The sequence below is a fragment of the Bradyrhizobium sp. MOS002 genome (assembly GCF_003020115.1).
Taxonomy (GTDB): domain Bacteria; phylum Pseudomonadota; class Alphaproteobacteria; order Rhizobiales; family Xanthobacteraceae; genus Bradyrhizobium.
Window position 1 is genome coordinate 274,697 of sequence record NZ_PYFX01000005.1, and the last position, 15,982, is coordinate 290,678.

General features: G+C 64.5%; 16 protein-coding genes. 14 read left to right on the plus strand and 2 right to left on the minus strand.

Annotated elements, in window-relative coordinates:
* The first annotated feature begins 3 nt into the window (after positions 1–3).
* A complete protein-coding gene (locus C7G41_RS18490; protein ID WP_027514851.1) occupies positions 4–201 on the plus strand; it encodes a Trm112 family protein in 198 nt (65 codons plus the stop codon).
* A gap of 195 nt (positions 202–396) precedes the next feature.
* Here C7G41_RS18490 and C7G41_RS18495 read toward each other — a convergent pair whose 3' ends face one another.
* Complete coding sequence (locus C7G41_RS18495; protein WP_106943918.1) at positions 397–1,617, minus strand: ubiquinone biosynthesis hydroxylase; 1,221 nt, start codon at positions 1,615–1,617, stop codon at positions 397–399.
* A gap of 212 nt (positions 1,618–1,829) precedes the next feature.
* Between C7G41_RS18495 and tesB the strand changes: the two genes are divergently transcribed.
* A complete protein-coding gene (gene tesB / locus C7G41_RS18500; protein ID WP_106943919.1) occupies positions 1,830–2,693 on the plus strand; it encodes an acyl-CoA thioesterase II in 864 nt (287 codons plus the stop codon).
* A gap of 40 nt (positions 2,694–2,733) precedes the next feature.
* On the opposite strand, the gene C7G41_RS18505 is transcribed toward tesB, so the two are convergent.
* The gene (locus C7G41_RS18505; RefSeq protein WP_106943920.1) at positions 2,734–3,627 is read right to left on the minus strand and encodes a DUF4339 domain-containing protein; all 894 of its coding nucleotides are present in this window, start codon (positions 3,625–3,627) and stop codon (positions 2,734–2,736) included.
* A gap of 239 nt (positions 3,628–3,866) precedes the next feature.
* Between C7G41_RS18505 and C7G41_RS18510 the strand changes: the two genes are divergently transcribed.
* The 12 genes from C7G41_RS18510 (at position 3,867) to xth (ending at position 15,881) form a co-directional block, all read left to right on the plus strand.
* Positions 3,867–4,205 carry a P-II family nitrogen regulator gene (locus C7G41_RS18510; protein WP_106943921.1) on the plus strand — a complete coding sequence of 113 codons (339 nt, stop codon included), beginning with the start codon at positions 3,867–3,869 and terminating at the stop codon, positions 4,203–4,205.
* A 198-nt stretch (positions 4,206–4,403) separates the two neighbouring features.
* A complete protein-coding gene (locus tag C7G41_RS18515) occupies positions 4,404–5,705 on the plus strand; it encodes an ammonium transporter (protein WP_106943922.1) in 1,302 nt (433 codons plus the stop codon).
* A 41-nt stretch (positions 5,706–5,746) separates the two neighbouring features.
* Entirely contained in the window at positions 5,747–6,061 is a 315-nt protein-coding gene (locus tag C7G41_RS18520) for a helix-turn-helix transcriptional regulator (protein WP_106943923.1), read from the plus strand.
* Positions 6,058–6,414, plus strand: coding sequence for an SRPBCC domain-containing protein (locus tag C7G41_RS18525; RefSeq protein WP_106943924.1), 357 nt, complete (start codon positions 6,058–6,060; stop codon positions 6,412–6,414). The genes C7G41_RS18520 and C7G41_RS18525 overlap by 4 nt, the downstream gene beginning before the upstream one ends.
* A 41-nt stretch (positions 6,415–6,455) precedes the next feature.
* Positions 6,456–7,058: an ATP-dependent Clp protease proteolytic subunit gene (locus C7G41_RS18530; RefSeq protein WP_106943925.1), complete on the plus strand. Its 603-nt coding sequence runs from the start codon at positions 6,456–6,458 to the stop codon at positions 7,056–7,058.
* A 434-nt stretch (positions 7,059–7,492) separates the two neighbouring features.
* Positions 7,493–7,831 (plus strand): P-II family nitrogen regulator, encoded by a 339-nt coding sequence (locus tag C7G41_RS18535; RefSeq protein WP_008142813.1) that lies wholly within the window; start codon positions 7,493–7,495, stop codon positions 7,829–7,831.
* Positions 7,832–7,869: 38 nt separating this feature from the next.
* Positions 7,870–9,318, plus strand: a complete 1,449-nt coding sequence (locus tag C7G41_RS18540) for an ammonium transporter (RefSeq protein ID WP_106943926.1) — start codon at positions 7,870–7,872, stop codon at positions 9,316–9,318.
* A gap of 207 nt (positions 9,319–9,525) precedes the next feature.
* Positions 9,526–9,930, plus strand: coding sequence for a GFA family protein (locus C7G41_RS18545; RefSeq protein ID WP_106943927.1), 405 nt, complete (start codon positions 9,526–9,528; stop codon positions 9,928–9,930).
* A gap of 323 nt (positions 9,931–10,253) precedes the next feature.
* Positions 10,254–11,468 carry an aminotransferase class I/II-fold pyridoxal phosphate-dependent enzyme gene (locus tag C7G41_RS18550; protein ID WP_199198462.1) on the plus strand — a complete coding sequence of 405 codons (1,215 nt, stop codon included), beginning with the start codon at positions 10,254–10,256 and terminating at the stop codon, positions 11,466–11,468.
* Between the two features lie 9 nt (positions 11,469–11,477).
* On the plus strand, positions 11,478–13,952 hold the full coding sequence (locus C7G41_RS18555) for a DNA translocase FtsK (RefSeq protein ID WP_106943928.1): 2,475 nt from the start codon (positions 11,478–11,480) through the stop codon (positions 13,950–13,952).
* Positions 13,953–14,104: 152 nt separating this feature from the next.
* Entirely contained in the window at positions 14,105–14,860 is a 756-nt protein-coding gene (locus C7G41_RS18560) for an outer membrane lipoprotein carrier protein LolA (RefSeq protein WP_027566264.1), read from the plus strand.
* 205 nt (positions 14,861–15,065) lie between these two features.
* Positions 15,066–15,881 (plus strand): exodeoxyribonuclease III, encoded by an 816-nt coding sequence (gene xth / locus C7G41_RS18565; RefSeq protein ID WP_106943929.1) that lies wholly within the window; start codon positions 15,066–15,068, stop codon positions 15,879–15,881.
* The last annotated feature ends 101 nt before the right edge of the window (positions 15,882–15,982 follow it).

Consider the following 15,982-nt stretch of genomic DNA (forward strand, 5'->3'; position numbering starts at 1 on the left):
CCCATGAACGCGCCCACCGAACGCCCCGAAGCCAGCGTCGATCCCAAATTGCTGGAGATTCTGGTCTGCCCGCTGACCAAGGGTCCGCTGGAGTTCGATTCTGCAAAGCAGGAGCTGATCTCGCGCAGCGCCAGGCTCGCTTATCCGATCCGCGACGGCATCCCGATCATGCTGCCCGAAGAGGCCCGCAAGATCGATTGAGGTTGAGGTTGTGCGCGCAGAATGGCGCGATGACCGCCCCACACGCTCACTGTCATCCCGGCGAAAGCCGGGATCCATAACCACAGAGAGAAGTTGCGGCGCGAGCTGGTAACTCCGAGTCTTCGCAAAACTATTGCTGCGGCGTATGGGTCCCGGCCTTCGCCGGGACGACGGAGGGCTAGGCGGCAGCGAGAACTACAGCGCCTCGCCCTTCAACAGCCGCGGTATCTCGCCGGTCAAACCCGCCGCCTGGCGGATGAACAGGTTCTTCAGCGGTGGGGCGCGGTCGACGAGGCCGAGGCCGATGTCGCGGACGGTGCGCAGCAGCGTCGATTGGTTGGAGAACAGGAAGTTCAGCGAATTGGTGGCAACACCCATTGCCATCGTGTCGAAGCGACGCCAGCGCTGGTAACGTTCGAGCACGTCGGCGGCGCCGAGATCCATGCCGAGCCGCGCGGCATCGACCACGACTTCGGCCAGCGCGGCGACGTCCTTCAACCCCATGTTGAGACCCTGACCCGCGATCGGGTGGATGACGTGGGCGGAATCGCCGACCAGCGCGAGGCGCGGGGCAATGAAAGAGCGTGCGACGAAATAGGACAGCGGAAACGCGCGCGGCTTGTCGAGCGCCTTCACCTCGCCGAGATGCAGGCCGAAGCGTTGCTCGAGCTCGCCGTGGAATTCCTCATCGCTCAACGCAATGATACGCGCGGCTTCGCTTCGGCGCTCGGTCCAGACCAGCGAGGAGCGCTTGCCTGAAAGCGGCAGGATCGCGAACGGACCCGCCGGCAGAAAATGCTCTTCGGCGCGGCCCTCGTGATCGCGCTCATGGCCGACGGTGACGACGATGCCGGATTGATCATATTCCCAGCCATGTGTGGCGATGCCGGCGCGCTCGCGCAGTTTCGACTTCGCACCGTCGGCCGCGACCAGCAGGCTCGCCGCAATGACACTGCCGTCACCGAGCGTCACGTCGATGCCCTCGGGCCGCGCGTCGTAAGACGACACGGTGGTCGCGCGGAGATCGATGCCCTCGGCTTCGGCGCGCACCACCAGCGCATCGATCAGGCGGCGGTTCTCGACCATATGCGCGAAGGGCTCGCCGGGCGCGACATCGCCGGCAAAGTTGAGGAACGCCGGACGGGTGGCGTCTTCCAGCTTTGAATCGGTGACGATCATGTCGAGGATGGGCTGCGCCTCGCCCCTGACGTCATCCCAGGCGCCGATCGCCTCGAACAGGCGGCGGCAGGCAGCCACGATCGCGGTCGCGCGCGGGTCCCGGCTCGGACGTGTTCCGAGCGCGGGGTCGGCGACGATGACGGGGATCTCGGGGCCGAGCCCCTGGCGCAGCGCCAGGGCCAGCGCCAGGCCCGCAAACGCGCCGCCACCGATGACAATGCTACCCTGTACCGACATACCCAATTCCCGGCTAAGTCTTCGCGTTTTCTTGGTCTTGCTACCAGACTTGAGGTGGGCGAAACAGTGCGGTGAAACAAGGGCGGAACGGCCTCATTCCGTCATTCCGGGGCGCGCGCGAGCGCGAACCCGGAATCCAGAGGTCGTCAGCTCGAGATTCCGGGTTCGCACACCGTGCGCCCCGGAATGACGAGGCATTTGAAAGCACGAGCATGTCCAAGAGCCTGATCGACCTGATCTCGATCCTCGACCTCGAACAGCTCGAGGTGAACCTGTTCCGCGGCAACAGTCCGAAGACCAGCTGGCAACGGGTGTTCGGCGGCCAGGTGATCGGGCAGGCGATGGTTGCAGCGTGCCGCACCGTCGAGGGCCGGCTGCCGCATTCGCTGCATTGCTATTTCATCCTGCCTGGCGATCCGCAGATTCCGATCATCTACCAGGTCGAGCGCCTGCGCGACGGCAAGAGCTACTCGACGCGACGCGTCACCGCGATCCAGCACGGCAACGCGATCTTCTCGATCATGGTGTCGTTCCATGCCGAGGAGGAGAGCGCGTTCGATCACCAGGACAAGATGCCCGACGTGCCGCCGCCGGAAAAGCTGACGGCGGAGGAAGTGGCGAAGCAGCCGATGTTCAAGGAGATGCCGGAGTTCATCCGCCGCTACTATGAATCCGACCGTCCGATCGAGCTGCGCCCGGTCGAGCTCGGCCGTTATTTCGGTGAGAGGATCGAAGACGGCCGCATCCATGTCTGGATCAAGACCGCGGCGACGCTGCCGGACGATCCGGCGCTGCACATGTGCGCGCTGGCCTACGCGTCCGACTTCTCGCTGCTCGATGCGATCATGGCGCGCTACGGCCGCACCCTGTTCGACAAGCGTATGATGCCAGCGAGCCTCGACCATGCGATGTGGTTTCACCGCCCGTTCCGTGCCGACGAATGGCTGCTCTACGCACAGGACTCGCCGAGCGCGCGAAGCGGCCGCGGCTTGACCCGCGGCTCGATCTTCAAGCCTGACGGCACGCTGGTGGCTTCCGTCGCGCAGGAAGGCTCCGTGCGCGAGCGGAAGGCCTAAGAGGCATAAGCACGATCGATCGCGCTTATGCCTCGCGAGGTCATGCCCGGCTCGATCCTCGCGGAGCCAGAACGGTCTCCGACGCGAACCAGTTCATGATCCAGCGATACACCCACGGGATCGGGATGATGAAGCCGCAAAGGAATGCGGCGACGATGCCCCGCCAGAGAATCCCGAGACCGCTGCCGTTGAAGACGATCTCGCGCCGCGTGCCTTCGATGCTGCGGCAGAACCAGCGCATCTGAGCCGCGGCGACCCAGGCCCAGCCGATGATGGTGATGATGGAGATCGCAAACAGCAGGCTCCAGCCGACATAGGCCCAGACCGTGCCGGTGAAGCTGAGGCCGAGCGGCTGCCCGTTGGAGGCGAGGTTCGCGACCATCCATTTGATCAGGAGCCAGTACAGAACGATCTGGGCGATGAACAGCAAATTGCTCAGCAAGGGGACGCCGATGTAGCCGATCACGATCGCCAGAACGATGAAGCCGAAATACCAGGGCACCAGCGCCATCGCGTTGCCGGTGAAGCTGAGATTGGGCCGTCCAGGGACCTTCACGCAGGACACGATCCATTTGGTGTACCAGACGAACACCCACGGCACCGGGATGATGAAGCACATGCCGATCAGCATCACGAGGCTGCGCCAGGTGAACTCGAGGATGCCGAAATCGACCGCCAGCGATCCTCCGGCGCCACCGCCAGCATAACCGCCGGAGCCCATCGCCGGCGGGCCGCCGTCGGGCATCATCGGGGGCGCACCGCCGCCGCCGCCGATCAGGCCGGGGATTTCAGCGGCCTTCTGCCAGCCCGCCATGCCCTCCGACCACACCAGCGTATCCGGGCGCACGACCCCCTGGGCGACGAGGTCGCGGAATTGCCCTTCCGGATAGGGTCCCTGCTGCTTACCCTCGGATGCGTAGAACCAACTCGCCATGAAGCGTCCCCCTCGAACATAGTTTTGTGCCGGCCGCGACGCTTGGGTTCATCGCATCCATTCCAAAAACGCATTGTGGAGGATGAACGGCTGCCCTGTACAGAGGCGGTCGTTCACATGGCCCAACGATTTTCTGCTTCAATCTGCAACATTTTTATGCCATTTGCCCGGAAAGATGCCAGGATTGACGCTGCGCCGGGGACATACGGCGCGGCGCATCCCGGGGAATAGGCCTGACCATGAAACTCGTCGTCGCGATCATCAAACCCTTCAAGCTCGATGAAGTCCGCCAGGCGCTGACGGCGATCGGCGTCCACGGCATGACCGTGACCGAAGTGAAGGGCTATGGCCGCCAGAAGGGCCATACCGAGATCTATCGCGGCGCCGAATATGTCGTGAATTTCCTGCCGAAGCTGCGGATCGAGATCGCGGTCGCCTCCGATATCGCCGAGAAGGCCGTCGCCGTCATCACCGCGACGGCGCGCACCGGCCAGATCGGCGACGGCAAGATCTTCGTCACGCCGGTCGATCACGCGATCCGCATTCGCACCGGCGAGACCGACAGCGACGCGCTCTGAAGACCCTCATGGTGAGGAGCGCGGAACGCGCGTCTCGAACCATGGAGTCGCTCACGGCCATCCTTCGAGACGCCCGCTTGTCGCGGGCCCCTCAGGATGAGGGTGGAGTGCGGTGAGGCAAGGACTAACTCTTATCTAGATCGCACCGGGCAACGGCGCCACAGCGTGCGACGCAATCACTATGCTGGGGGAAACGACATGGCGGGATTGTTGCGCCGCGCGGCCGCTATGGCCGTGCCGGTCGGGCTTGCGTCGATCATGGCTTCGCCGGCGCATGCTGCAGGCTCCGAGATCAGCACCGCCGACACCGCCTGGATGATCGTCGCCACCGCGCTCGTGCTGATGATGACGATCCCGGGGCTCGCGCTGTTCTATTCCGGCATGGTGCGCAAGAAGAACGTGCTCGCCACCATGGCGCAGAGCCTCGCCGCGGTGACGATCATCTCCATTCTCTGGGTCGCGTTCGGCTATTCGCTGTGCTTCGTCGGCGACGGCCCGTGGATCGGCACACTCGACCGCTGGTTCCTCGCCGGCATGACCATGGACAGCGTCAACCCGGCAGCGAAGACGATCCCGGAAGCGCTGTTCATGCTGTACCAGATGACGTTTGCGATCATCACGGTGGCGCTGGTGGCGGGAGCGGTCGCCGACCGGATGCGTTTCTCCGCCTATCTGCTGTTCTCGGTGGCATGGTTCATCTTCGTCTACATTCCGCTGGCGCATTGGGTGTGGGGCGGCGGCTTCCTCGCCGGCATGGGCGTGCTGGATTTCGCCGGCGGCCTCGTGGTGCATCTGTCGGCCGGCACCGCCGGCCTCGTCGCCGCCAAGGTGATGGGACGCCGTCATGGCTACGGCACCGAAAATCTCTCGCCGTTCGATCTGTCGCTCGCGGTGATGGGCACCGGCCTGTTGTGGGTCGGCTGGTTCGGCTTCAACGGCGGCTCGGCGGGCGCGGCCAATTCGCGCGCGGTGCTGGCGATCATCGCGACCCATCTCGCAGCCTGCTCCGGCGCGCTGACCTGGGCCGCGATCGAATGGTCGACGCGGCGCAAGCCCTCCGTGCTCGGCATGATCTCCGGCGCGGTGGCCGGCCTCGGCACCATTACGCCGGCGTCGGGATTCGTGGCGCCCTGGCACGGCATCGTCATCGGCGTGATCGCGGGCCTGGTCTGCTACTGGGCCTGCACCTGGCTGAAGCACCGCTTCGACTATGACGATTCGCTCGACGTGTTCGGCGTCCACGGCATCGGCGGGCTGACCGGCACCCTGCTGGCCGGCGTGTTCGCAACCAGCGCGATCGGCGGCACGGCCGGCCTGCTCGAAGGCCATCCGCAGCAGCTTCTGATCCAGCTCTACGGGGTCGCCGTCACCTTCGTCTGGTCGGCGGGCGTGACCTTCATCCTGCTCAAGCTGGTCGGCCTGTTCGTGCCGTTGCGCGTCTCCCGCGAGCACGAGCTCGAAGGGCTGGATATTTCGCAGCACGGCGAGGCGCTGCAGTAATCGGGCTTGCGCGACACATAAGCACGTGCTTATGTCTCGCCATGATCGAAGCCGACATCTTCAAGGCGCTGGCCGACCCGACCCGCCGCAAGGTCTTTGAGAAGCTGGCCTGCGGAAGCCTGAATGCCAGCGCTTTGCGCGACGGATTGGAGATCAGCCAACCGGCGATGTCGCAGCATCTTGCGGTGCTGCGCGGGGCAGGCCTGGTGCGCGAACAGCGGCAGGGCCGCTTTGTGAATTACGAAGTCGATCCCGAAGGAATCGTCGCCATCGGGACCTGGCTTGCGCGCTACCGCGCCTATTGGCCGAAACGCATGGATGCCCTCGCCGATCTCTTGAAGGAGATGGATCAATGAGCGACGTCGTGAAGCCTGATCCCTCCGAAACAGACTTGGTGCTCGAATATGAATTCGATGCGCCGCCGGCCAAGGTCTGGCGCGCGGTGACCATTCCGGCGTTGCGCGAGCGCTGGCTGCCGGATTGCGATCTTGCGGGCGCCGAGCCGGAGACATCGATCCCAGGCCAGGAGGTACGCTACCGGCTTCGCGATTCCGAACCGCCGTTTCGCGAAAGCCATGTCATCTTCCGGATCGAACCGAACGAGGACGGCGGCACCCGATTTCGCATCATCCAGCACGCCTGCGATATCGGCATGAAGCTGCCGCAGCCGGCCAACAGCAATGGCTGCCTGATGCGCGCGGCCGCCTGACACCGACACCACTTCATCACCCGCAGACATGGAGGTCGCCGATGCGCGACATGCTTCAGCTCGTCCCTATGGTCGTCGAACAATCCGCCCGCGGCGAGCGATCCTTCGACATCTATTCGCGGCTGTTGCGCGAGCGCATCATCTTCCTCAACGGCGAGGTCAATGATGCGATGTCCGGACTGGTCTGCGCGCAGCTCCTGTTCCTTGAGGCGGAGAATCCGAACAAGCCGATCAACCTCTACATCAATTCCTATGGCGGCGTGGTCACCGCTGGCCTCGCGATGTACGACACCATGCAATTCATCAAGGCGCCGGTGCATACGCTGTGCATGGGCACCGCGCGCTCCATGGGCTCGTTCCTGCTGATGGCCGGCGAGCCCGGTCACCGCGCCGCTCTGCCCAATGCAAGCCTTCATGTGCATCAGCCGCTCGGCGGCTTCCAGGGCCAGGCGTCCGACATCCTGATCCATGCCACCGAGATGCAGGAAACCAAGCGGCGCATCATCCGGCTCTATGCCCACCATTGCGGGCGCCCCGAGCCGGACGTGGAGCGGACCCTGGACCGCGACCACTTCATGACCGCACAGCAGGCGGCCGACTGGGGGCTGATCGACCGGGTGTTCGCGGAACGCAGCGCCGCCTGACCGTCTCTGCCCGCGGCCGTCCCGCAAGCCCGCCCCGCCCAAGCTGGTGGGCCGGATGCGCGCATTCCGTGAGCAAAAGTGCGAGCGGCCCGATATTTCGCGGCACGACCAGCCATGCAACAGGCGCCCGCCTTACGGAAATACCTTTCTGCTGCCCGACGCGTGAGCACCAATGTGTCGACAGCCTGTCGTGCCTTTATTTTAATCAGGCGTGGTCAGGTATTGAGCGCGGCGTAATGGCGCACTGCACCGCAATACGCGTCAAACCCGAAAACACCCGTTTTCATAGTCCGTTAGGCAACACGCCCGATCTGGCACGGCATTTGATTCTAAGGGTTCTGGCTGTGCCCGCGTAGTGAACTTTCTCCCTCGTGGCGAACCAGTCGAGAAACGCCCGGCCACGTCCGGACCGGGCCCAAGCGGGGATAGGACCCATGAAAATTGTTATGGCGATTATCAAGCCATTCAAGCTGGAAGAAGTCCGTGACGCCCTGACCGCCATCGGCGTTCACGGTCTCACGGTGACGGAAGTCAAGGGATATGGCCGCCAGAAGGGCCATACGGAAATCTATCGCGGCGCCGAATATGCCGTGAGCTTCCTGCCCAAGATCAAGATCGAGGTCGCTGTCGCCTCCGACCAGGTCGACAAGACCATCGACGCCATCACGTCCGCCGCGAAAACCGGACAGATCGGCGACGGCAAGATCTTCGTCATCAATCTCGACCATGCGGTTCGCATCCGCACCGGCGAGGCCGATGCTGCGGCCCTCTGATTTCGCGCTCAATCAAAATTCAATCAGGAGTAAATAAAATGACGTTTAAGCGTCCCTATGGCGCGGGATTGGCGGCTCTCGCAGTCGGCCTGTTCGCTGCGACCGCAGCCTACGCCGAGCCAACGGTCAACAAGGGAGACAACGCCTGGATGCTGACATCGACAGTGCTCGTGCTGTTGATGACCATCCCCGGCCTCGCGCTGTTCTACGGCGGCCTCGTCCGCTCCAAGAACATGCTCTCGGTCCTGATGCAGGTGTTCTACACCGTCTGCGTCGTCACCGTGATCTGGGCCGTGTACGGCTACAGCCTCACCTTCACCGGCGGCTCGGACTTCATCGGCGGCTTCTCCAAGGCCTTCATGATGGGCGTCACCACCGACTCGAAGGCTGCGACCTTCTCGGTCGACGCCAACATCTCGGAGCTCATCTATATGTGCTTCCAGATGACCTTCGCGGCGATCACGCCCGCCCTCATCGTCGGCGCCTTCGCCGAGCGCATGAAGTTCGCGGCCATCGCGCTCTTCATCCCGCTCTGGGTGACGCTGATCTACTTCCCGATCGCGCACATGGTGTGGTACTGGCCCGGCCCGGACATGATCCAGGACGCTGCCAAGGCGCTCGCTGCTGCGACTGACGCGGCGGCGAAGACCGCGGCGCAGGCCAAGCTCGACGAGATCAACGCCGACGCAGGCTGGATCTTCAAGAAGGGCGCGATCGACTTCGCGGGTGGCACCGTGGTGCACATCAACGCCGGCATCGCAGGCCTCGTCGGCGCTCTGCTGATCGGCAAGCGTGTCGGCTACGGCAAGGAGCTGATGGCTCCGCACTCGCTGACGATGTCGATGATCGGCGCCTCGCTGCTCTGGGTCGGCTGGTTCGGCTTCAACGCCGGCTCCAACCTCGAAGCCAACGGCGGCGCGGCCCTCGCCATGACCAACTCCTTCGTCGCCACCGCAGCCGCCGCGCTGTCGTGGATGTTCGCGGAGTGGATCATCAAGGGTCACCCGTCGGTGCTCGGCGTCATCTCCGGCGCTGTCGCGGGCCTCGTGGCCGTCACGCCTGCCGCCGGCTTCGCCGGCGTGATGGGTGCGATCGTCCTCGGCCTCGTGGTCGGCGTGGTCTGCCTGTTCTTCTGCACCGTCGTGAAGAACGCGCTCGGCTACGATGACTCCCTCGATGTGTTCGGCGTGCACTGCGTCGGCGGCATCGTCGGCGCCCTCGGCACCGGCATCCTCGTCAATCCGGCGCTGGGTGGTGCGGGCATCATCGACTACACCGCGATCCCGCCGAAGGTTGCCGATTACGACTTCGCGGCGCAGATGATCTCCCAGGTCTGGGGCGTCGGCACCACGCTGGTGTGGTCGGGTATCGGTTCGGCGATCCTCTACAAGGTCGTCGATGTGATCGTTGGCCTCCGCGCCAATGTCGAGAGCGAGCGTGAAGGCCTCGACATCACCGAGCACACCGAGCGCGCCTACAACATGTAAGTCTCCTCCCGGGCGCGGCCTCCTCGGAGGTCGCGCTCACAACTACGGTTTGGGGCACATACCCGGCAATGTCCCGACCGTTGAGGGGCTCCAGCGCAAGTTGGAGCCCCTTTCTTTTTGTCCGGCCGGAGCTGAAGAAAAAGATTGCCATTCCAGGCGGCCCGCGCAGAAATATCGACCACAACAGATAACAATCGGGAGGTCGTCATGCGTTTGGAAGGCGGATGCTATTGCGGCGAAGTGCGCTATGTCGCCGAGGGCGACCCGATGATGCAGGCGCAGTGTCATTGCCGCGAGTGCCAGTACATCTCGGGCGGCGCGCCCAACACTTTCATGGCGATGCCGGCGGCCGGCTTCAGCTACATCACCGGGCAACCCAAGCAGTTCACACGCAAGGACCTCGAACGCGCCGTCACGCGCGAATTCTGCGGCGAATGCGGCACCCATCTGGTGACCAAGGTTCCGGGACTGCCGGCCGCGATCCTGAAGGTCGGCACGCTGGACGAGCCTGCGCAGTTCCATCCGCAGATGGCGATCTACACCTGCGACAAGAAGGACTTCCACGCGATCCCGGCGGGCATGGCGACATTCGAGAAGCTGCCGGCGCACTAGGTCCCGATGACGGCGCGCTCCCTCCCCTGCATGCGGGGGAGGGCTGGGGAGAGGGCGTCCCAACATCGGGACAGTCCCTGGATGGAGAGAACCCTCACCCGGCGCTGCGCGCCGACGTCTCCCGCAAGCGGGAGAGGTGCAAGAACCAGCCCCGCCCCATGGCCATGCATCCCGTTGTCATCCGGCCTCATTATTCCTGCTCTGGACGGAGGCGGCGACCGATGGTTAATCGCGTCTTAACCTCGCCCTATCTATGGTGAACTGAACCGCTTCCCGCCGGCGCCGTGCTGCGACCGGCTGTTCCAAGAGTGCTGGCGTCCAGAATGGCTATGACCGCTTCATCCCGTGCGCCGCAGGACAGTGGAAGCTCCGATAGCGAACGCTCTCCCTTCGTCCGGCTGAACGAGCTGCTGGCCCCGCATCAGCCCGGCAAGCCCTTGATTTCGCTTGCCGTCGGCGAGCCGCAGCATCCCGTGCCCGACTTCGTCGGCCCGGTGCTGGCCAAACACATCGCCGATTTCGGCCGTTACCCCGCGAATAAGGGCACCGACCCGTTCCGCAAGGCTGCGGGCGCCTGGCTGTCGTCGCGCTTCAAACTGCCGCGCGCCCTCGATCCCGAGAGCGAGATTCTCGTCCTCAATGGCAGCCGCGAAGGGCTGTTCCTCGCTGCGATCGCGGCCGCGCGCTATGTCGGCCCGCGTCCCGGCAAGCCGGCCATCCTGATGCCGAACCCGTTCTATCCGGTCTATGGCGCCGGCGCCCGCGCCGCCGCTTGCGAGCCGGTCTATCTGCCGACCACCGCCGAAAACGGCTTCCTGCCCGATCTCGACGCCATCGACGAGGCGACGCTGGCGCGCACGGTGGCATTCTATCTGGCTTCGCCCGCCAACCCGCAGGGCTCGGTCGCCTCGCGCGATTATTTCACGCGCCTGAAGCAGCTCGCCGACCGCTACGGCTTCGTGATCTTGAGCGACGAATGCTATTCGGAGATCTACACCCGCGAAGCGCCCGGCAGCGCGCTCGAATGTGCCGGCCCTGATTTCACCCGCGTGGTTGCGTTTCAGTCGCTGTCGAAGCGCTCCAACCTGCCGGGCATGCGCGTCGGGTTCGCCGCCGGCGACAAGAGATTCATCGGCATGTTCCTCGAGCTGCGCAACATCGCGGCGCCGCAGGTACCGGTCCCGCTCCAGCACGTCGCGACCGTCGCTTACGGCGACGAGGCGCATGTCGAGGAGAATCGCAGGCTCTACCGGATCAAGTTCGATCTTGCCGACCAGATCATCGGCGATCGCTACGGCTATCGCCGGCCCGACGCCGGTTTTTGCGTCTGGCTCAACGCGTCCGCAATCGGCGACGACGTGTCTGTGTGCCTGAAGCTCTTCACGGAAGCAGGCGTGCGCGTGGTGCCCGGCAGCTATCTGGCGCGGCTCCAGCCCGACGGCTTCAATCCCGGCGCAGGCTACATTCGCCTTGCGTTGGTGCAGGATGGCGAGACCACGGCGCAGGCGCTGCACCGCCTGGTCGAGACTCTGGGTTAGGCGGGGCCCGTGAGCATGTCGACGATCGAACGTGTCATTCCCTTGGTCAGCCATCTGCCGCCCTCGATCCGCGAGGGGCTGGCGCGGCGCGTGCGCGAGCTCAGCGGTCTCGGCCTGATCGTATTGTCGGGTGCTGCCTCGGCGGCGCTGATGACCTGGTCGGTGCAGGATCCCAGCCTCAGCCACGCAACGTCGCGGCCGATCCGCAACATTCTCGGCTATGCCGGCGCGATCGGCGCCGACCTTGCGATGCAGATCCTCGGACTCGGCGCGATCATGCTGGTCCTGACGGTCGCGGTCTGGGGCTGGCGCATGCTGACCCATCGCCCGTTCGACCGCGAGGCACTGCGGCTCGGCTCCTGGATTCTCTGCACGGTGATCGCGGCGGGGTTCGTCAGCTGCTGGCCGCATGGCGGCGCCTGGCCGCTGCCGACCGGCCTCGGCGGCGTGGTTGGCGATGCCCTGGTCCGCGCGCCCGCGGTGATTTTCGGACCGGCGGGCATGATCTATCGCATCGTGCTCGGCACGATCCTGTTCGCTGCGATGGCGGCGACCTTCCTGATCGCCTGCGGCCTTGGCGCACGCGAGCATGACGACGAACTCGCGGAGATCGAGGACGACGACAAGCCGCTCGACCAGGACGAGGAGAGCGATCGTGGCTCCGTATCGCTGGGCTGGCTGTTCCACGCCTTGATGAGCACGAAGGCGCGGCTGATCTGGTTGCTTGGCGCTGCCTACCGCTCGCTGGTCTCGAGCGGACCGAAGACCAAGGCCGTTGCATTCAGCCGCCAGGAGCCGAAGCTCGGTGGCGGCCGCGCCGCGCCGTCGATCTCGCCGCAGTCCGAAGACGAGCACGACGAGGGCGATCACGAAGAAGAGGATGAGGAGGAGGAAGAGGAGGAGCCTGCCGCGCGCGCGCCGCGCAAGAAGGCTGCGCCCAAGCCCGCTTCCAAAAAATCTTCCGACAAATTCGAGCTTCCGTCAGTATCCGTGCTGGCCGCGCCCAAGGCCGGCGATCGGCAGCCGCTCAGCAAGGCCGAGCTGGAAACCAATTCGCGCGCGCTCGAAGGCGTGCTGCAGGATTTCGGCGTTCGCGGCGAGATCGTGAAGGCGCATCCGGGTCCCGTGGTCACGCTGTACGAGCTGGAGCCGGCGCCGGGTATCAAGTCGTCGCGCGTGATCGGATTGTCCGACGACATCGCGCGTTCGATGAGCGCGCTGTCGGCGCGCGTCGCCGTCGTGCCCGGCCGCAATGCCATCGGCATCGAGCTGCCGAACGCGCATCGCGAAAAGGTCTATCTGCGCGAGCTGCTGGTCGCCAAGGAGACCGTCGATTCGGTGGCGAAACTGCCGCTCTGCCTCGGCAAGACCATCGGCGGTGATCCCGTCATCATCGACCTCGCGCGCACGCCGCACATGCTGATCGCCGGTACCACCGGCTCCGGCAAGTCGGTCGCCATCAACACCATGATCCTCAGCCTGGTCTACCGGCTGCGCCCGGACCAGTGCCGCCTGATCATGGTCGATCCGAAGATGCTCGAACTCTCCGTCTATGACGGCATTCCCCATCTGCTCACGCCCGTCGTGACCGACCCGAAGAAGGCGGTGGTCGCGCTGAAATGGGCCGTGCGCGAGATGGAAGAGCGCTACAAGAACATGGCCAAGCTCGGTGTGCGCAACATCGACGGTTACAACACGCGCTTGCTCGAATTGAAGGCCAAGGGCGAAGAGCCGACGCGTACGGTGCACACCGGCTTCGACAAGGAAACCGGCAAGGCGATCTACGAGGAAGAGAAGCTCTCGCTCGACCCGCTGCCCTACATCGTCATCATCGTCGACGAAATGGCCGACCTGATGATGGTCGCCGGCAAGGACATCGAAGGCGCGGTGCAGCGCCTCGCGCAGATGGCGCGCGCCGCCGGCCTGCACGTGATCCTCGCAACGCAGCGTCCATCGGTCGACGTCATCACCGGCACCATCAAGGCGAACTTCCCGACCCGCATCGCCTTCCAGGTGACGTCCAAGATCGACAGCCGCACGATTTTGGGCGAGATGGGCGCCGAGCAGCTGCTCGGCCAGGGCGACATGCTCTACATGGCCGGCGGCGGTCGCATCAGTCGCGTGCACGGACCGTTCGCGTCGGACGAGGAAGTCGAAAAGGTGGTGCGCCACCTCAAGACGCAGGGACAGCCGGAATATCTCGAAGCCGTCACGGCCGAAGAACCCAGCGAGGACGAGGACGGCGCGGTGTTCGACGCGTCCGCCATGGGCGCGGATGGCGGCGGCGATTTGTTCTCGCAGGCTGTTGCGATCGTCAAACGCGACCGCAAGGCCTCGACCAGCTACATCCAGCGCCGCCTGCAGATCGGCTATAACCGCGCCGCATCGTTGATGGAGCGCATGGAACTGGAGGGCATCGTCGGACCCGCCAACCACGCCGGCAAGCGCGAGATTCTGGTCGAGGAAGAAGACAGCCATATGTGAGGCAAACCGCCTCAAACCATCATTTCACGCAAAAACGTTATCTGCTTTCGGCCGAAATCACGCTAAAAGGGCGCCCAGCCACACAGGACGACGCGTTGATCAGACATCCGGACATTCGATTCGCTGCCATCGTCGCCGCGCGGAGCGCGCGCATGGCCGGCGTGATTCTCGTCACCGCCGCGATGGTGATCACGGCGTCGTTCGCCCAGACCGTTCCCGTGCCGAAGCCCGCACCGAAGGGCCGCGATGGCGGTCCGGCCGGTGGAGGGCCCGCGGTCACCGGCGCGACCCAGACGCCGCCGAATCCGGTGATCCCGGATCCGCGTCGCAACGTGCCGAGCAGCATCTTCCAGACCTTCGATGCCAACCAGAAGGCCCAGGCCGCCAAGGTCAGCGCCTATCTGTCGTCATTGTCGACGCTGGTCGGAAATTTCGTCCAGGTCGGCCCCGACGGCAGCAAGACGCAAGGCGACTTCTACATCCAGAAGCCGGGCAAGGTGCGCTTCGAATATGACGCGCCGAGCCCGATCGACATCGTCGCCGACGGATCGTCGCTGGTGGTGCGCGACCGCAAGCTCGCGACGCAGGACGTCTATCCGCTGTCGCAGACACCGCTGCGTTTCCTGCTGTCCGACCGCATCGACCTGATGAAGGACACCAACGTCGTCAACGTCTCGGCCGACGACGTCTTCGTCAGCGTCACCATCGAGGAGAAGCAGGCGCTGGTCGGCACCAGCCGCCTCTTGCTGATGTTCGGCGCCAAGGACGGCCAGTTGAAGCAGTGGACCGTTACCGACCCGCAGGGCTACGACACCACGATCGCGGTCTATAATCTGGATACGAGCAAGAAGCTCGATCCCGGCATGTTCAAGATCGATTTTACCAATTACGGCCCGTCGCCGGGCTGAGCTTTCGTGTCCGGACGCGACGCAGCGCGTAGCGGTGCGGCGCAGAGCCGGGATCCAGAGTGCCGCAAGATGGGCCCCGGCTCTGCAGCGCGTCACTTCGTGCCGCGCAGCGTCCGGGGCACGAGAGATTGTCGTGGATGGCCAGAGTCGGCCTATCGTGCACGGGTGCTTTCCTCGCGCCAATCCATGCTAAGACGCATCCCTCATGCGTTTTTCCCTGACAACCTGGAACATCAATTCGGTGCGGCTGCGCATCGATCTGGTCGCAAAATTTCTCAAGAGCGCGCGGCCGGACGTGCTGTGTCTCCAGGAGACCAAGTGCATCGACGACGCCTTTCCACTAAAGCGCTTCAAGCGGCTCGGCTACGAGCATGTCGCGTTGAACGGCCAGAAGGGTTATCACGGCGTCGCCATCGTCTCGAAGATTCCCTTCGAGTCGAAGGACATCCGCACCTTCTGCGACAAAGTGGATTCACGCCACATCTCAGTATCGTTCGGTGAGAAGGCTGGGATCGCGAAGCCCCTGGTGGTGCATAATTTCTACGTGCCGGCCGGCGGCGACATTCCCGATCCCGCGCTGAACGAGAAATTCGATCACAAGCTCCGCTTCCTCGACGAGATGAAGGCGTGCGAGCCGTTGCATCCGCGCGGCGAGGATCGCCACATCCTGGTCGGCGATCTCAACGTCGCTCCGCATGAGAACGACGTCTGGTCGCACAAGCAGCTTTTGAAGGTGGTATCGCACACGCCCATCGAAACCGAGAAGCTGCAAGCCGCGCTCGCCGCCGGCGAGTGGGTCGACGTCGCGCGTGAGCGCATTCCGATGTCGGAAAAGGTCTACACATGGTGGAGCTACCGCTCGGCCGATTGGACCGTCGGCGACCGCGGCCGCAGGCTCGACCACATCTGGGTCTCGCGCGCGCTGAAAGACGCGGTCAGTGATTTCAAGATTTTGCGCGAGGCGCGCAGCTGGGAGCGTCCGTCGGACCATGTGCCCGTGACGGTGACGCTCGAGGTGTGATCTTGTAGCCCGGATGGAGCGCAGCGTAATCCGGGATTCTCGCCTACGGAAAAGACTGCCCCGGATTGCGCTTCGCTCCATCCGGGCTACGAGATGCTTCT